We start from the raw sequence: 17,295 nt of genomic DNA on the forward strand, positions 1-17,295 counted from the left end.
CGGGAGTCGCCGCGTCGGGCATGGGCTGAAGAGCCCTGGCAGGCCCTCCAGCGACGGATCAACCAACTTATCAGCGCACCCTCGCCGCTTCCTGGCGCCGCCTCAATAGAGCTGCATCCGCACGGCCTCGGAGAGGCTGGGGATGTCGGCTTCCTTGCCCCGCAGGCACTGGATCACGGCGAACAGCACCAGCACCAGCGTGCCCAGGAAGACCGTGTTGCTGAGGGTGCGCAAGGCGAAGCCACCGCCGAGCGGTGCCAGCAGCACGTTGAACGCCAACGACACCAGGATCAGCACGATGTCGATCAGGATCGCCTGCAGGGCGTTGAAGCGGATCAGGTAGGGCACCTTCGGGTTGCGGACCACCGCCAGGAACAGCACCAGGAACAGCAGGAAGCCGCCGAAGGGGATCTGGTTCTGCAGCAGGGCCAGGGGCAGGGCCGGCAGGGTGAGCCACTGCAGGGCTGGGAACAGGCCAAACAGCGCCCGTCCGAACGGAACGGCATCGGCCCAGGGCAGCGCGTAGAGCAGGGCGGCCAGCAGCCGTTGCCAGATCGGTGGGCCTTGCATGGCGGGAGCGGGTCCGGAGGGGGGCTTGTGCCCAAGCTACGGGCAGCGTCCGGCCAGGTGGGCCAGGGCGGCCTCGCGCATGGCCGCCACCGGCACGGTCGCGTGGCCGCTCCAGAGCCGCAGCGCGGCGGCTCCCTGCTGCACCAGCATCTCCAGCCCGTCCAGGCTGCGGCAGCCGCGGGCTGTCGCCTGCTGCAGCAACTGCGTCGGCCGCGGCGTGTAGATCAGGTCGTAGACGGTGGCCCCAGGCCGCAGCACCTCCAGCTCGGCGGCGGTCAGAGGGGAGCGCTCCGTGGCGGCCGCCGCCGAGGCCATGCCGATTGGCGTGGTGTTCACCACCAGATCGGCGGCCTCCAGGGCCTCCAGGGCCGCGGCGCCATCAACGCCACCGCCGCCATCGATCGCGGCTCCGCTGACCCACGGCTGCGGCTGCAGCTCTGGCGCCCAGGCCCGGCAGGTGGCCACGAAGCTGGCCAGGGCCTCGGGGCGGCGGGCCAGCAGGTCGATCCGCTCCAGCCCCAGGTCCACAAGGCCCGCCACCACGGCCCGGGCGCTGCCGCCGCAGCCCAGCACCACGGCGCGGCGTCCTCGCCAGGCCTGGGCTCCGTCGTGGCGCAGGGGAGCCAGGAAGCCCTCCACATCGGTGTTGGTGCCCAGCCAGCCCCCGCCAGGCCGGCGCACCAGGGTGTTCACCGCTCCCACCCGCTGGGCCAGTTCGCTGAGCTCGCTGGCCAGGCCGGCCACGGCCTGCTTGTGGGGCAGGGTCACGTTGAGGCCGCGGCAGTCCATCGCTTCGAGGCCCCGCACCACTTCGCCCAGGTGCTCGGCCGGCGCCGGCAGGGCGAGGTAGACCCAGTCGAGCCCCAGCTCCTTCAGAGCGGCGTTGTGCATCACCGGCGAGAGCGAGTGCCGCACCGGATCGCCGAGCACGCCGACAAGGGCGGTGCTGCCGCTGATCGGCTGAGCGAAGCGGGAAAGGGAGGCCATGGCGACAGCGCCGGAGGCCCAGACCGTAGGGATTCACAGGGCTCTGTACGGCAGCGGTTCGGGAACCACACCTCGCCTTGGCCAGGCCCCGCTGATGAAGATGCCTTCATTCAGAACTTGCTTCTCCACTCAGGAGGTGGGAACCCATGGGAAAGGTTGTTGGCATTGACCTCGGCACGACGAACAGCTGCGTCGCCGTGATGGAGGGCGGCAAGCCCACGGTGATCGCCAACGCTGAAGGGTTCCGCACGACGCCCTCAGTGGTGGCTTACACCAAGAATCAGGATCAGCTGGTCGGACAGATCGCCAAACGTCAGGCGGTCATGAATCCGGAGAACACCTTCTATTCCGTCAAGCGCTTCATCGGCCGCCGCGTCGATGAGGTCAACGAAGAATCGAAGGAAGTGAGCTATGGCGTCGAGAAGGCCGGCTCCAACGTCAAGGTGAAGTGTCCGGTGCTGAACAAACAGTTCGCACCCGAGGAAGTGAGTGCCCAGGTGCTGCGCAAGCTGGCGGAAGACGCCGGCAAGTATCTCGGCGAAACGGTCACCCAGGCGGTGATCACCGTGCCCGCCTACTTCAACGACTCCCAGCGTCAGGCCACCAAGGACGCCGGCAAGATCGCCGGCCTCGAGGTGCTGCGCATCATCAACGAGCCCACCGCGGCGGCTCTGGCCTACGGCCTCGACAAGAAGAGCAACGAGCGCATCCTTGTCTTCGACCTGGGCGGCGGCACCTTCGACGTGTCGGTGCTCGAGGTGGGCGATGGTGTGTTTGAGGTGCTCTCCACCTCCGGTGACACCCACCTGGGTGGCGACGACTTCGACAAGGTGATCGTCGACTATCTCGCCGACAACTTCAAGTCGAACGAGGGCATCGACCTCCGCCAGGACAAGCAGGCCCTGCAGCGCCTCACCGAGGCCGCCGAGAAGGCCAAGATCGAGCTCTCCAGCGCCACCCAGAGCGAGATCAACCTGCCGTTCATCACGGCCACCCCGGAGGGCCCCAAGCACCTCGATCTCACCCTCACCCGCGCCAAGTTCGAGGAGCTGGCCAGCCGGCTGATCGACCGCTGCCGCGTGCCGGTGGAGCAGGCCCTCAAGGACGCCAAGCTCTCAGCTTCTGAGCTCGATGAAGTGGTGATGGTGGGCGGCTCCACCCGCATCCCCGCCGTTCTCGAGTTGGTCAAGCGGGTCACCGGCAAGGACCCCAACCAGACCGTCAACCCCGACGAGGTGGTGGCGGTGGGTGCCGCCATCCAGGGCGGTGTGCTCGCCGGTGAGGTGAAGGACATCCTGCTGCTGGATGTCACGCCGCTCTCGCTGGGTGTGGAGACCCTCGGTGGCGTGATGACCAAGATGATCACCCGCAACACCACCATCCCCACCAAGAAGTCGGAGACCTACTCCACCGCCGTGGATGGGCAGACCAACGTGGAGATCCACGTGCTGCAGGGGGAGCGCGAGATGGCCAGCGACAACAAGTCGCTCGGCACCTTCCGCCTCGATGGCATCCCCCCCGCTCCCCGCGGCGTGCCCCAGATCGAAGTCACCTTCGACATCGACGCCAACGGCATCCTCAGCGTCACCGCCAAGGACAAGGGCAGCGGCAAGGAGCAGAGCATCTCGATCACCGGCGCCTCCACCCTCAGTGATAACGAGGTGGACAAGATGGTCAAAGACGCCGAAGCGAACGCCTCGGCCGACAAGGAGAAGCGCGAGCGCATCGACCTGAAGAACCAGGCCGAAACCCTCGTTTACCAGTCCGAGAAGCAACTCGGCGAGCTGGGCGACAAGGTGAGTGCCGATGACAAGGCCAAGGTGGAGGGATTCTCCAAGACGCTCAAGGAAGCGATCGAAAAAGAGGACTACGACACCATGAAGAGCACCCTCGAGCAGCTCCAGCAGGCCCTCTACGCCGCCGGTGCCTCCGTGTACCAGCAGGCGGGTGCCGACGCAGCCGCCCAGCCTCCCGGTGGTAATGGTGCCGCGGGTTCCAACGGAGCCTCCGCCGCCAGCAGCGACGATGTGATCGACGCCGAGTTCACCGAGAGCAAGTGAGTCTGCGGGCGGCTCTGCCGCCCCGACTCAGGCCCGCTCCCTGATCCAGCCCCCCACTTGGGGGGCTTTTTGATGGCTGGTGGTCAGGCCCCAGCAGCCTGCAGCGTTGCTGGCTCCAGTTGCTGGGCGACCCATTCGGCACTGGCCGGCGCCAGCAGCACGCCGTTGCGGTAGTGGCCGCTCACAAGCAGCAGGCCGTCTGCGAGGGCTTCCAGCAGGGGTGCCGGCTTGCCCTGGGGACGGCAACGGCACCCCTGCCAGCTGTGCAGGAGCCGTGCCTGCTGCAGCCACGGGGGTGCCTCCCCTTCCAGGCTGCGCAGCCGCTCCAGGGCCAGCGGATCGGCCCGTTCTCCCGGCTCCAGGGTGGCGCCCAGCCAGAAGCGCCGGCCACCGGCCAGATCCGGCCGGGGCACCAGGTTGAGGCCGCGCCACACCACCGCTCCTGGCCAGCTCCACAGGGCCTCATCGTTCGCGTCTGGGATCCGTTCCAGCTCCAGGGCCTGGCCCAGCACCGGCTCGAGCGGCGGGATGGCAGCAGCCCCCGCGAGCTCCGGCAACTGGCGCAGCAGCGCCGCTGATCCGAGGCCGGCGGTGATCACCACCCAGTCGGCTCGGAGGTGGTCGCCGCCGGCCAGCACGGCGCTCCATCCCCCGTTCACCGGTCGCTCCAGGCGCAGCACCCGCTCGGCCAGTCCTTGCACCCCATGCCGGTGGCCATCCCCCAGCAGGGCCTCCAGGGCCGCGATCGGATTGATCTGGCCATCCCGGGGGGAGTACAGCCCGCCCAGGGCGGCGGCGGGCACCAACGGATCCAGCTGCTCCAGTTGCGGCCGTTCCCACCATTCCAGCGGCACCCCCCGCCGTTGCCGCTCCAACACCAGCCGCTGCTGGCGCTCCTTGGTTTCGGCATCGGCGGCCAGCACCAGTAGGCCCGGACGGCGTGGCACGGCCCAGCCCGCCTCCGCCAGCTGCCGGCACCACTGGTCCCAGAGGATGAGGCTGCGCTGCCGCAGGCGCCAGCCCCGGCCACTGCTGCGCTGCGCGACATCGGCCATCAGCAGCCCCAGGGCCGCGTGGCTACCACTGCGAACCACCTGGGGGGGATCCGCGGCACCAGGTCCCTTGGGCCCAGCAAGACCGGGATCGATCAGTACAACGGCATGGCCCCGCTGCTGCAGCCACCAGGCGGTCGACGCACCAACAAGGCCCGCCCCGATGACGATCACGTCAGCGCGGCGGGCCTCGGAGGTGCTGGCCTGGTGCAAGCGGTTCAGGCCTGCTCGGCGGCGTCGAGAGCTGGAGCCGGAATCACCTCGGCATAGGAGCCGAAGCCGCTGGCCACCTTGATGTACGACTTGCGCAGCCGCTCGCCGTCCTGGAGGCGGGCGGCCTCATCGAGCTGGGCCAGGGCGCTCTTGAGCTGGTCGGCGCGCTTGCCGGCTTCGGCCCGGTCGGCGGGCAGCAGGCGCTGGTTGATGTAGAGCATCTCGCGGCCCACTTCCTGCATGGGTCCGTGGATCAGGTTGCCGGTGAAGACCCAGTCGCGCTGATTGACCAGATTGGCCAGCTCAGGCAAGCGATCCTTGGCGGCCAGGAAGCCTTCAGCCTGACGGGTGATCAGGGCCATATCTGCCGGGCTGATGCTGGGGGCCTTGCGGCTCTGACCGCCATCGCAGGCCGCCAGCGACACCGAAAGCACCAGAGCCACGCCGATCATCGCCAGGCGGCGCAGCAGGTCGAAGACGCCCGTTCTGGAGGCAGTGCTGGCAGCAACCATGGGAATTCGCCGACCGGGCGTTCAATGCGGCGCGATTTTACCCGTGGCCCCTGTCAGGGGAGATCGGCGTTCCGCTCGGCACAATTGCGGTTCCGCCCTTCGCGCCGGCATGAGCTCCCCCACGGCCATCCTCCAGGTCATCTGCCCGGACCGTCCGGCCCTGGTGAGCGAGCTCTCCGGCTGGGTGGCCGCCAACGGCGGCAACATCCGCCACGCCGATCACCACACCGATGCCGGTGCCGGCCTGTTCCTCAGCCGGATCGAGTGGGCGCTGGAGGGTTTCGGGCTGCCACGGCAAGCGATCACGCCCGCGGTGCTGGCCCTGGCCGAGCGGCTGGGGGGGGAAGGACAGGTGCACTTCTCGGATGAAACGCCCCGGGTGGCGATCTTCGTGAGCAGGCAGGACCATGCCCTGGTGGATCTGCTCTGGCGCACCCGGGCCGGCGAGCTGCCGATGCTGGTGCCGCTGGTGGTGTCGAACCATCCCGATCTGCGCCAGGTGGCCGAAGGCTTCGGGGTTCAGTTCGTCCATCTGCCGATGACGGCCGAAACCAAGACCGAGGTGGAGCTCCAGCAACTGGCGCTGCTGGAGCAGCACGGCATTGAGCTGGTGGTGCTGGCCAAGTACATGCAGGTGCTCAGCCCGGCCTGGCTCGAGGGCTTCATGGGCGGGGGACGCTCGAGGGAAACGGTTCAGCGGCAGGTGATCAACATCCACCACTCCTTTCTGCCGGCCTTCAAGGGGGCGCAGCCCTATCACCGGGCCTGGGAGCGGGGCGTGAAGCTGATCGGCGCCACCGCCCATTACGTGACCGAGGACCTCGACGGCGGCCCGATCATCGAGCAGGCCACCGTGCACGTCAGCCACCGCGACGATGTGGACGATCTGATCCGCAAGGGGCGCGACACCGAGCGGCTCGCCCTGGCACGGGCGCTGCGCTTGCATCTGCGCCGGCAGGTGATGGTCTATCGCGGCCGCACGGCCGTGTTCGATTGATGGCAATTGACCTTGATGGCAACTGATCTGAGGCCCTTGGCCGCGATTCGCCTGGACGCGCTCGATGCGCACCTGCTCCGTCATCGACCCGCTGACGCGTCACCCCTGGGCTGGCGATGTTTCCAGCTGGGTTTGCTTCTGTTGGCCAGCAGTGCCTTCCTGGGGGGGCTGCTGCTGTTCGTGGCCCTGATCCAGGGGAGTCGCGGCCGCTCCTCGCCCTGGCAGGACGGGAGCAATCGGGTGCTGCTGCTGATCGCCCTGCTGATGGTGGCCGGCTGCTTCGGAGCCCGCAGTGGCGGCCTGGCCTGGGTGGGACTGGGCAACTGGTTGCCGTTCTTCTGGGCGTTCTGGGGCTATCAGCCCTATCTGGCCACGGCGGCGGCCCGGCGACGGGTGGCCCTGTGGCTGGTGGCCGGCACCGTGCCCGTGGTGATCACCGGCCTGGGCCAGCTGTGGTTTGGCTGGAGCGGCCCGTTTCAGGCCTTGGGTGGTCTGATCATCTGGCACCTCAAGGCAGGCGGCAGCCCCGAAGATCGTCTGGCCGGCCTGTTCGACTACGCCAACATCGCCGGCTCCTGGCTGGCCCTGGCCTGGCCCCTGCAACTGGCGGCGCTGCTCGAGACCTGGCAGCGCTGGCGGCAGGGGTTGCGGGATCCCGCTGCTGGCGACGACGTGCCATCCCGGTCAGCCGGGATCCTGCTGGCCCTGGCTCTGCTGATGGCGGCAGCCATGGTGGCGGCCGTGTACCTCACCGATTCCCGCAACGCCTGGGGTGCCCTGGTGCTGGCGGTGCCGCTGGTGGTGGGGCCGGCCAGCTGGCTGTGGCTGCTGCCCCTGCTGACCCTGCTGGTGGTGCTGGTGGCGCTGGCCAGCGTGCCGGGGGTGCCGGAGGTGGTGCAGGAGCCCCTGCGCCAGCTGGTGCCTGAATCGATCTGGGGCCGTCTCAGCGACCTGGAGCACAGCGGCGATCGGGTGCAGGCCTCCACCCGGCTGGCCCAGTGGGGTGTGGCCCTGGAGTTGATCGGCGAACGCCCCTGGCTCGGCTGGGGCGCGGCCGCCTTCAGCCTGATCTATCCACTGCGCACGGGCCAGTGGCACGGCCATCCCCACAACCTGCCGATCGATCTGGCGGTGAGCCACGGACTGCCGGTGGCGGTGCTGCTGGTGGGCTTCGTGCTCTGGCTGTTGCTGCGTGCCGCCTGGCGCGGCATGGCCGCGTCCAGCCTGTTCGAGCGGGCCTGGTGGACGGCGGTCCTGGTGCTGGTGGCCCTGCATGCCACGGATATGCCCTTCTATGACAGCCGCATCAATGTGGCTGGCTGGGTGCTGCTGGCCGGGTTGTCCCAGGCGGGTCGCCTGCCGGTGTCCCAGATCCCGGTCGACGCGATGGGCGGGGCGACAGCCGACGAGGGAAGCGCTCACGCCTGAGACCGGGTCCGAGCGTGTCAGGCGATGGCCTCCTGCCTGGGCAGTGCGTCCTGCTGGTGCCGCTGCAGGGTGGCTTCAGGCAGGGGACCCTGCAGATGCACCCAGGGCAGCACCCGCCCTGGTTCCCACTCGGCATGGACCACCTCCTCCCAGGCCGGTGGCAGTGGCAGTGGCGAACCGCCAGCCGGCTCCAGCTCGCCCGCCAGCGCGGCCCGGTAGGCCTTCTTCCAGCCCCCCAGGCTGTCGTGGCTGCCGCGGGCGGCGGCGATCACCGGCGCGAGCCGCCGGTCGCTGCGCGACAGCAGGGCCTGGATCACGCTCCAGCCATAGCTTTCCGGCCGCAGCTCGATCCCCTTGGGCTTGAGTCGCTTGGCCAGCAGCTTGAGCCGTTTCTCGGCCTCCGGTCGCACGCCCTGCCACTGGAACGGGGTGTGGGCCTTGGGCACGAAGGTGCTCACCCCCAGGGTCAGCCGCAGCCCCGGAGTCGCTGTTTTCAGCGCCAGCATCAAGGCGGCGGTGGCCTCCACATCGGCCTCCTCCTCGCTGGGCAGGCCCACCATGCCGTAGAGCTTCAGGCCGCTGAGGCCACCCTCTCGGGCGTAGCGAGCCGCGGCGTAGATCTCCTCGGTGGTGAGTTTTTTGTTGACCACCTGCCGCATCCGTTCGCTGCCGCTCTCGATCGCGATCGTGAGCGACTTGCTGCCCCGCTTGGCCAGGATGCGCCCCAGCTCGGCGGTCACCGTGGCGGCCCGCACCGAGCTGACGCTCACCCGTGTGCCCTCAAAGCGGTCCTGATCCAGCCACTGCAGCAGCTCCGGGAACTGGGGATGCTGGGTCACCGAAGCCCCCAGCAGCCCCAGCCGTTGGGTCACCGCCAGACCCTTCTCCACCGCCGGGATCAGGCCGTCGTCGAGTGATGGCGTGCGGAAGGGCAGGGTGAGGTAACTGGCCAGGCAGAAGCGGCAGAGTTCGGGGCAGCTGCGCACCACCTCCACCATGTGGATGTCGGGCCAGGCCGCCTCCGGGGTGATCACGGTGGAGTGGCTGAGGGTGTTGCCCCGCCAGGTCTGCTTGGCCACGGTGGACGGCACGCCCGCCTCGATCGGCTCCACCGCCAGCAGTTCACCGCCGGCTGCATAGCGGGGGGCATAGAGGCTGGGCACATAGATCCCCGGCACCTGGGCCAGGGCCCGCAGCCGCAGCGCCCGGGGTTGATCCCGATGCTGCTGCACGGCATCGATGAAGGCCGGCAGGAGCTCCTCGCCATCACCGAGCAGCACCACATCGAAGAAGGGCGCCAGCGGTTCCGGGTTGGCGGTGAGCACCGGTCCGCCGCCGAACACGATCGGATCGCTCTCGCCGCGCTGCTCGGCCCAGATTGGGATGCGCTGCTGCTCCAGCAGATCCAGCAGCACCGGCCCGTCCAGTTCCCAGCTCAGCGACAGGCCGAACAGGTCGCCATGGCGGTGGGGTGGGTCACTGCGGTCGGTGAACAGGCGCCGCACATCCACGTCGGCGCGCCGCGCCAGGGTCGCCCAGACCACCTGGTAGCCCAGGCTGGTGATTCCCACGGAGTAGGTGCTGGGGAAGGCCAGCACGGCGCGCAGGGCACCGGCGACGGGCTGGGCGGGCTCGAACAGCAGGGTTTCCTGGTTCAGGGGAAGGGGCATGCCAATGGGGCAGTCTCACGGATCCCTGGTGCCGGTTGCTGTGCCTGGCTAGAGCGGGGGCTGCTGAGCGGGTGTCATGCCAAAGCTGCAGGTGATCTCTCCGTTTGAGTACAACCCCACGCAGGATCCCGCCAATGTCACCTTCCTGCAGGGGATCAAGGGAGGCGATCAACGGGGCACCTATCTTCTGGCCGGCAGTATCAATGCCACCGGCCCGGGTTCCGTCGGCCTGGTCTACGAGGGTCCGCTCGATTCGGTGCAACGGGATGGGGTGAGTGGTTCCGGCACCTGGTACACGATCGATGTTCCCGAGACGGGGGCCTTCACCAACGTCAATGGCACCAGCGTCTATGGCCCCGACAACCTCGGTGGTGGCCTGGTCGATCTGGTGGGGTCCTACACGCGCACGGTCAGCGGTGATTCGGCCACAGGGGAGGATCCCAACACCGTGGGCTTTCTCTATACCGGGGCCATCGATGGCTCCACCAGCTCCGGCTACCGCAGCGTTCAGGGGCAGACCCGCAGCGGGGAAGCGGGAACCTACACCTTTGTCCATAGCGTCGATGGGGGGCTGGCGGTGGGCAACGTCGACACCGCTGCCGCCGATTCCCTGACGGGCTACAGCCTTGCCTCCACCGCCTTCATCGTGGATCTGGCCAGCGGCCGGCAGATCAACATCCGCTTCCCCGGCTCCGGCCTGGATGTCACCCATACGGCCTACGGCATCTGGGACAACGGAGATCGGACCTACACCATTGCTGGTGGCTCGGGCGACGTGGCGGGCCCCAGTGGCTCTGTGCTGCAGGCGGGCTCCGGCTATCTGATCGACTACGACAGCATCACTGGGCGCTTTTCCCATTACCAGGCGTTCAACTACGACAACCGCAAACGCGGTGATCTGATCACCCATTTCGAAGGGATCTATCGCACCGACAACGGCAAGTACCGCCTGCCTGCCACCTCCGTGGGCGTCTCCGATAGGGCTGAAATCTCGATCCCCTCCGTGGTGACGGTCAGGCGCAAGCCCTCCCAGCATTTCCAGGCCAAAGCCCGCTGGCGTGATCTGAACGTGGTGAACAGCGACACCGGCATCGCCAGTGTGCTCACCACCTCCAACTCCCAGTACGACAATGTGACTGTGGGCTTTGCCAATTATCCCAACGGCGACGGCACTCTCTCCGCGGCCGATTTTGTGGCCCGGCCTTCGGTTCTGTGAGCTGGCTCAGAGAACCCAAAGTGTCTGCCTGCTGGCCCCCCATCGTGCCATTAGCAACCCAGGCTGACTGATCCAGTGGAGAATCCAGATCAGACTCATCTGTTTGGCAGTTCTCCACCGATGGCTGCAGTTGTCAATGCTGCAGTGGCCTGGGGCCTGATTCTCCTGACCGTTCTGCACAGTGGCCGCCTACCTCTGAACGTGGCCGTTATCGTGATGGGTGTGCTGGTGTCGGTTCTGATCCTGCCCGCCGGCCTGGCCCTGACGGCTGCTCTGGCCCTGGTGGCCTTCCTCTACGCCTCGGTGGGGCATGCCGGGGCATCGGGCTACATCGCTGTGCTGGCCCTGGCCGGGCAGTCGCCTCCGCTGATCAAGCCCCTGGCGCTGATGCTCAACACCGTGGTGGCGAGCGTGGGGTGCTGGAACTTTCTGCAGGCTGGTCACCTTCCCTGGCGCCGCTTCTGGCCGTTGCTGCTGTTGGCGGTGCCCGGCGCCTTTCTTGGCGGCTCGTGGAATCTGCCGGGGGTCTGGTTCGAGCGGTTGGTGGGGGGCGTGTTGTTGTTCTCCGCCTGGCGCTTCGGCATCCACCCCCACGATCCGCCCAGCTACCGCGAGCCCAGTGCGCCGTTGCTGACGCTGGTTGGAGGCGGGCTGGGGTTGCTGGCGGGCCTCACGGGCACAGGGGGTGGTGTCTTCCTCACGCCTCTGCTGCTGTTGTTTCGCTGGTGCAGCACCCGTCAGGCGGCTGCGGTGTCGGTGGTCTTCATCCTGTTCAATTCCCTGGCCGGTCTGGCGGGGCTGCTGCTGGCCCGCCCGGCTGCCATCGCTGCGGTATTGACGCCCCAGTTGCTGGTTTGGCTGGCTGTGGTGCTGCTGGCCGGCGCCATCGGCTCCCGCCTGGGCAGTCGTCACTGGCCCGTGGCCTGGATCCGGCGCAGTCTGGCCCTGGTGCTGTTGCTGGCATCCCTGAAATTGCTGGGGCTGGGGGAGCTGCTCTGATCGCCCAGTCATGCCGGCGTGGCTCCCTTTGTTCAACCGCCACTGTTGTCAGGGGGATCAGACGAAGCAGGCGTCGATGATCATCAGCTGTAGAGACCGAGCCGGTTGCCGGAGCCACGATTGCCTCGAAGCGTGTTGTCTGGACTCCTGACCAGCTCGAATCCATAGCGACCGTTGTCACTGGCCTGGTTGTGCACGATGCGGTTGCCGTCTCCACCTTGAAGCCGTAGCCCGCTGCCACGATTCTGATTCAGCTGATTGAAGTACACGGTGGCCTTGCGGGTGCCATCGAGCATGATCCCGTCACCGATGTTGCCGACGACTTGATTGATCAGGCGCCGCTTCTGGCTGCCGATGACGACCTTGCGGTTGGAGGGGCCCACGTAGATTCCACCCTCTCCATTGGGGAATGTTTCCTTTTCGGTGCTGCTGAGTCCCACGCTGGTATTGCTGACCAACACTCTTTTTGCCTGGTCCTGGATGGCAATTCCGTAGCCCGGGTTGTTGGCGACCGTGTTGCGAGGGATGACGGAGCGGCGGTTGCCGGCGATGGTGATGTCTTTGGCGGATCCATCAATTCGTATGCCGTCCAGGCCATTCCCCCAGGAGGTCTGGGCGCCGCTGCTGTCGGTGTAAGTCGCCATCAGGCCATTGGTGCTGAGCCCGATGATGTTGGGATCCACTGAAACGCCGCGAGCCCGGCCGCTGATGTGCAGGCCATTTAGAAGATTGCCGGAGATCACATTGGTGCGAATCGTGTTGTTTCTGCCTCGCGATGTGATCAGCATGCCGTCGCCTTGATTGGGCGCGATGCCGCCAAATGCGGTGAGGCCGGCGAAGGTGTTGAAGCTGATGAAGTCACTGGCCCTGTCCCGCACCTCAATGCCGTTGCCACGGTTGCCGGCATTGACGTTGCCAAGAGGAATCACTCCGCCATATTGAGTGTTGCTCGAGCTGCCTTCGATCAAGGCACCATTGCCACCATTGGCCACGATCGTGGCATTGTCCGAACCGAGGCCAAAGAAGTTGGCGTGGATGGTGGTGTCGTTGCTGCTGTTGACACGCAGGCCATTGCCGCCATTGCCACCAAGGACGTTGAAGAAGACGAAGGGATCCTGACTGAACGTGGTTCCGATCAGTTTGTTATCATTCGCGTTGAGGATGGCGACCCCGTCGCCGTCGTTGCCGATTGCCGTTGTGCCTGCGCTATCGGTTCCAATGAAATTGCCCATCAGCAGATTCCCCCTGGAATCGCTATCAATCCGCAGGCCATCACCGCTATTTCCAGACAGCAGATTGCCCTGAGGGGGCCTCACGAACACCCCATTGGTGGGACTGTTGCCACCGCTGGCATCCCCACCGATGCGATTATTGTTCGCCTGCGCCGTGATCTGGATGCCGGTTCCCTTATTGCCGAGATCGGAGGTGCCGCCTGCATTGGTGCCGATGCGATTATTGACGATCTGATTATCTCGGGATCCCTCGATCAAGATTCCATTGCCTGTATTGGCGCTGATCACATTGGAGACCTGATCAGCCAGTGCAATCCCGGTTAACGGCTCCAAGGTGCCGATGAGGTTGTCTGAGGAGGCGTTGCCGATGCGAATGCCGTGCCCACGGTTGGCGATGCCGGTGATGCCGTCAAGATCCACGCCGATGTAATTCGAGGCGATCGTGATCGCGGAGGCCTCGAGGCGGAGCGCGTCGCTGCCGGCATCCACCAGCGAAAATCCCGTCAGGCTGGAGCGTGCCGAGCCGCCACGGAAGATCAGGCCGGCGTTGGCATTGAAATCAATCTGAACCAGAGGAGCACCGGTTGGACTGCTCAGCCCCTTGATCGCGACGCCATCCAGGATGTCGGGCAGTGCCGAAGCCAGGGCGATCCTCCCGCCACTGAGGTTCTGGTCGCAGCTGATGCTGTCAAAGCCAGCGGTGCTGTTGGCCTGCTCCAGGGCCCAGCGCAGGCTGCCGAGTCCCGCGTCATTGAGGTTGCTTACCACGAAGTCCATCAACGCTCGCGCCAGAGGGCCTAGCCGGACTGTATGCACGTAGCCACAGGCGCGCAGGCCCCATCAGGCAGGCGGATCGCTCGGCACAGACGCCCGTTCTGGTCGTGGCAGGGGGCGTGGCCGCAGTGGCACCGAGGGCAGGGTGAAGTTGTCGGTTCGGCCTGAGGGGGCGACGCCATCTGGCTCGCTGGGGATCAGCCGCTTGAACAGCGACTGGCGATGCAGCAGCCGCGCTGTGACCAGGCTGCCGAGGCAGGCCTCCAGCACCGGTTTGAGGATCAGCAGATCCTTGCTGATCGCGAAGGTGAGGAACGTGGCACTGATCGGTGTGCGGGCACAGGCCGCCATGAAGGCGCCCATGCCGGCGAACACCGCCGTGTTCGGTGCATCAGGGCCCCACTGCTCCACCAGATCGGCCGCCGCCAGACCCAGCGCTCCACCCAGGGTGAGCATGGGAGCAAACAGGCCCCCAGGGGTGCCGGCCGCGGCGGCCAGCCCCGTGCTGAAGAACAGCACCAGGAAGATCGCCAAAGCCTGGCCGATGTCCACGTTGCCCTCGGCGATCGCCTGGCGAATGCCGGCGCGGTTGATGAAGTCCGCCGCCAGAGGGATCTGCAGCTGCAACCGCAGCCGATTCTGCCCCTCCACGTAGCGGCAGTAGAGCTCGGCGGCCAGGGCCACGAGGGCCCTGTGGCCGAACAACAGCATCACCACCGGTCGGGCGCCCTGCAGGAGCAGCTCCTCCAGGGCGTAGAGGAAGCCGCCGATCGGCGCCCGGAACACGGCCGCGATGCCCGCGCCACCACCGGCCGCCCCAATCATGCGGCGGAAGCGCCCCAGCATCCGCGGACCCCGCTCAGACCCCCGCCAGCACCTTCGCCTCCTCCTCGCTGCTCACCACGCGGCCCTGATCCTCGAAGCCCTCGATCTGATCGAAGTTGAGGTAGCGGTAGAGCGTGGCGCCGTTGGGGTCGATCTTCTCGGCGGCGATCGCCAGGTAGTCCTCCTTGGTGGGGATGCGGCCCAGCTGGGCGCACACCGCCGCCAGCTCAGCGCTGCCCAGGTACACCTGCGCGCCATTGCCAAGGCGGTTGTTGAAGTTGCGGGTGCTGGTGGAGAACACGGTGGTGTCGTCTTCCACCCGGGCCTGGTTGCCCATGCACAGCGAGCAGCCCGGCATCTCCATGCGGCTGCCGGCCGCCTCGAAGATCGCGTAGTAGCCCTCTTGCTTGAGCATCTCCTCGTCCATGCGGGTGGGGGGGCAGACCCAGAGGCGGGCGGCATTGGCGCCCTGGCCCTCCAGCACCGTGGCGGCGGCGCGGTAGTGGCCGATGTTGGTCATGCAGGAGCCGATGAACACCTCATCGATCGGTGCGCCCGCCACCTCCGAGAGCGTCTTGACGTTGTCGGGGTCGTTGGGGCAGGCCAGGATCGGCTCGGTGATCGCATCAAGATCGATCGCGATCACGGCGGCGTACTCGGCATCGGCATCGGCCTCCATCAGCACCGGGTTGGCCAGCCAGGCCTCCATCGCCTGGATGCGGCGGGCCAGGGTGCGGGCATCGCTGTAGCCGCGGGCGATCATGTTCTTCATCAACGCCACGTTGCTGCGCAGGTATTCGCTCACCGTGTCCACGCTCAGCTTGATCGTGCTGCCGGCGCAGGAGCGTTCGGCGGTGGCGTCGGTCAACTCAAAGGCCTGCTCCAGCTTCAGGTCGGGCAGTCCTTCGATCTCCATGATCCGGCCCGAGAAGATGTTCTTCTTGCCGGCTTTCTCCACCGTGAGCAGCCCCTGCTGAATCGCCACATAGGGGATGGCGTTGACCACGTCCCGCAGGGTCACACCCGGCTGGAGCGAACCGCTGAATTTGACCAGCACCGATTCCGGCATGTCCAGGGGCATGGCGCCGATGGCGGCGGCGAAGGCGACCAGGCCCGACCCCGCCGGGAAGGAGATGCCGAGGGGGAAGCGGGTGTGGCTGTCGCCGCCGGTACCCACGGTGTCCGGCAGCAGCATGCGGTTGAGCCAGCTGTGGATGATGCCGTCGCCGGGCCGCAGGGCGACGCCGCCGCGGGAGGCCATGAAGTCGGGCAGTTCGGCGTGGGTCTTGAGGTCCACCGGCTTGGGGTAGGCGGCGGTGTGGCAGAAGCTCTGCATCACCAGATCCGCCGAGAAGCCGAGGCAGGCCAGCTCCTTCATCTCATCGCGGGTCATGGGCCCGGTGGTGTCCTGGGAGCCCACGGTGGTCATCAGCGGCTCGCAGCTGGTGCCGGGGAGCACGCCCGCCAGGCCGCAGGCCTTGCCCACCATCTTCTGGGCCAGGGTGAAACCCTTGCCGGTTTCGGCGGGGGCCACCGGCCGGATGAACAGGTCGCTGGCACTGAGGCCCAGCTGGGCGCGGACCTTGTCGGTCAGGGAGCGGCCGATCAGCAGGGGGATGCGGCCGCCGGCCCGCACCTCATCGGTGATCGTGCTGGGCTTGAGCTCAAAGCGGGCCACGATCTCGCCGGCGTTGGCTTCGCCGGCTGCCCGCTCGATCGTGCCGGCATAGGGGCGGATCGTGATCACATCCCCGGAGTTGAGGGCAGTCACGTCGCATTCGATCGGCAGGGCGCCGGAGTCTTCGGCCGTGTTGAAGAAGATCGGTGCGATCTTGCCGCCCAGCACCACGCCACCACTGCGCTTGTTGGGCACGTGGGGAATGTCGGTGCCGGTGTGCCACAGCACCGAGTTGATCGCCGATTTGCGCGAGCTGCCCGTGCCCACCACATCGCCCACGTAGGCCACCGGGTGGCCCTTGGTCTTCAGCTCCGCGATCAGCTCCAGGCCGCCGGGCATGCGGGTCTCCAGCATCGCCATGGCGTGCAGGGGGATGTCCGGCCGGGTGGTGGCGTGGGTGGCGGGGGAGAGGTCGTCGGTGTTGGTTTCGCCCTCCACCTTGAACACCGTCACGGTGATGGCGGCGGGGAGTTCCGGCTTGGCGGTGAACCACTCGGCGGCGGCCCAGCTGTCGATCACCCGCTTGGCGTAGGGCTTGCTCTCGGCCAGCTCGAAAACGTCGTGGTAGGCGTCGTAGACCAGCAGGGTGCGGCTGAGGCCCTCGGCCGCCGTCTCGGCGATGGTGCTGTCGCTGCTGCTGAGCAGCTCGATCAGGGCGCCCACGTTGTAGCCGCCGATCATGGTGGCCAGCAGCTGCACGGCTTCCACCGGGCTGATCAGGGGGCTGCTGACGCTGCCCTGGGCCACGCCGCTCAACCAGCCGGCCTTCACGTAGGCCGCCTCATCCACCCCCGGGGGGATGCGCTCGCTCAGCAGGTGCAGCAGGAAGGATTCCTCCCCGGCCGGCGGTGCGCCCAGCAGCTCGGTGAGGGCCTGGGTTTCGGTGGCGTTCAGGGGCAGGGGCGGCACCCCCAGGGCCTCCCGTTCCGCCGCGGCGGCGCGGTAGCTGCTGAGGACCCTGGCCGGATCGGGGGAGGAGCTGGCTGGGCTCGAGCTGGCAACGGTCATCCCAGGGGTTTCGGCTTCTGCTCTCCATTGTTCTTGCCAGACCGGCCGGCTGTTGGTGGCGACCGTTGCCAAAG

Annotated in this window: 13 protein-coding genes; 5 read left to right on the forward strand and 8 right to left on the reverse strand. The window is 67.3% G+C overall.

The annotated features are described in order from the left end of the window. Nucleotides 1-102: 102 nt before the first annotated feature. Nucleotides 103-570 carry a Tic20 family protein gene (locus tag KQ310_RS03925; RefSeq protein WP_259720475.1) on the reverse strand — a complete coding sequence of 156 codons (468 nt, stop codon included), beginning with the start codon at nucleotides 568-570 and terminating at the stop codon, nucleotides 103-105. A 36-nt stretch (nucleotides 571-606) separates the two neighbouring features. Continuing rightward, on the reverse strand, nucleotides 607-1,557 hold the full coding sequence (locus KQ310_RS03930; RefSeq protein ID WP_259720476.1) for a shikimate dehydrogenase: 951 nt from the start codon (nucleotides 1,555-1,557) through the stop codon (nucleotides 607-609). Between the two features lie 146 nt (nucleotides 1,558-1,703). Between KQ310_RS03930 and dnaK the strand changes: the two genes are divergently transcribed. Continuing rightward, nucleotides 1,704-3,617 carry a molecular chaperone DnaK gene (dnaK, locus tag KQ310_RS03935; protein WP_259720477.1) on the forward strand — a complete coding sequence of 638 codons (1,914 nt, stop codon included), beginning with the start codon at nucleotides 1,704-1,706 and terminating at the stop codon, nucleotides 3,615-3,617. Between the two features lie 83 nt (nucleotides 3,618-3,700). Here dnaK and KQ310_RS03940 read toward each other — a convergent pair whose 3' ends face one another. Together KQ310_RS03940 and psbQ are read right to left on the reverse strand one after the other, a co-directional pair. Then, nucleotides 3,701-4,882 (reverse strand): FAD-binding oxidoreductase, encoded by a 1,182-nt coding sequence (locus KQ310_RS03940; protein ID WP_259720478.1) that lies wholly within the window; start codon nucleotides 4,880-4,882, stop codon nucleotides 3,701-3,703. Between the two features lie 5 nt (nucleotides 4,883-4,887). After that, a complete protein-coding gene (gene psbQ / locus KQ310_RS03945; protein WP_259720479.1) occupies nucleotides 4,888-5,394 on the reverse strand; it encodes a photosystem II protein PsbQ in 507 nt (168 codons plus the stop codon). Between the two features lie 109 nt (nucleotides 5,395-5,503). Here psbQ and purU point away from each other — a divergent pair, with 109 nt between their 5' ends. Continuing rightward, nucleotides 5,504-6,391 (forward strand): formyltetrahydrofolate deformylase, encoded by an 888-nt coding sequence (gene purU, locus KQ310_RS03950; RefSeq protein WP_259720480.1) that lies wholly within the window; start codon nucleotides 5,504-5,506, stop codon nucleotides 6,389-6,391. Nucleotides 6,392-6,532: 141 nt separating this feature from the next. Beyond that, nucleotides 6,533-7,819, forward strand: a complete 1,287-nt coding sequence (locus KQ310_RS03955; protein WP_259720481.1) for an O-antigen ligase — start codon at nucleotides 6,533-6,535, stop codon at nucleotides 7,817-7,819. A 17-nt stretch (nucleotides 7,820-7,836) separates the two neighbouring features. Here the strand turns inward: KQ310_RS03955 and KQ310_RS03960 are convergent, their stop codons facing one another. Next, nucleotides 7,837-9,489: a radical SAM protein gene (locus tag KQ310_RS03960; RefSeq protein ID WP_259720482.1), complete on the reverse strand. Its 1,653-nt coding sequence runs from the start codon at nucleotides 9,487-9,489 to the stop codon at nucleotides 7,837-7,839. Between the two features lie 76 nt (nucleotides 9,490-9,565). On the opposite strand from KQ310_RS03960, the gene KQ310_RS03965 reads away from it, so the two are divergent. Continuing rightward, nucleotides 9,566-10,705, forward strand: coding sequence for a hypothetical protein (locus tag KQ310_RS03965; RefSeq protein WP_259720483.1), 1,140 nt, complete (start codon nucleotides 9,566-9,568; stop codon nucleotides 10,703-10,705). Between the two features lie 120 nt (nucleotides 10,706-10,825). Then, the gene (locus KQ310_RS03970) at nucleotides 10,826-11,704 is read left to right on the forward strand and encodes a sulfite exporter TauE/SafE family protein (protein ID WP_259720484.1); all 879 of its coding nucleotides are present in this window, start codon (nucleotides 10,826-10,828) and stop codon (nucleotides 11,702-11,704) included. A gap of 83 nt (nucleotides 11,705-11,787) precedes the next feature. Here KQ310_RS03970 and KQ310_RS03975 read toward each other — a convergent pair whose 3' ends face one another. The 3 genes from KQ310_RS03975 to acnB all read right to left on the reverse strand — a co-directional run bounded on the left by KQ310_RS03975 (nucleotide 11,788) and on the right by acnB (nucleotide 17,221). Next, the gene (locus KQ310_RS03975; RefSeq protein WP_259720485.1) at nucleotides 11,788-13,713 is read right to left on the reverse strand and encodes a right-handed parallel beta-helix repeat-containing protein; all 1,926 of its coding nucleotides are present in this window, start codon (nucleotides 13,711-13,713) and stop codon (nucleotides 11,788-11,790) included. Between the two features lie 63 nt (nucleotides 13,714-13,776). Continuing rightward, on the reverse strand, nucleotides 13,777-14,556 hold the full coding sequence (locus KQ310_RS03980; protein WP_399237585.1) for a chloride channel protein: 780 nt from the start codon (nucleotides 14,554-14,556) through the stop codon (nucleotides 13,777-13,779). A gap of 13 nt (nucleotides 14,557-14,569) precedes the next feature. Then, nucleotides 14,570-17,221 (reverse strand): bifunctional aconitate hydratase 2/2-methylisocitrate dehydratase, encoded by a 2,652-nt coding sequence (gene acnB, locus KQ310_RS03985; protein WP_259720486.1) that lies wholly within the window; start codon nucleotides 17,219-17,221, stop codon nucleotides 14,570-14,572. Nucleotides 17,222-17,295 lie beyond the last annotated feature (74 nt).

It is taken from the genome of Synechococcus sp. CS-1328, from assembly GCF_025128095.1.
In the GTDB taxonomy this organism is placed as follows: domain Bacteria; phylum Cyanobacteriota; class Cyanobacteriia; order PCC-6307; family Cyanobiaceae; genus CBW1002.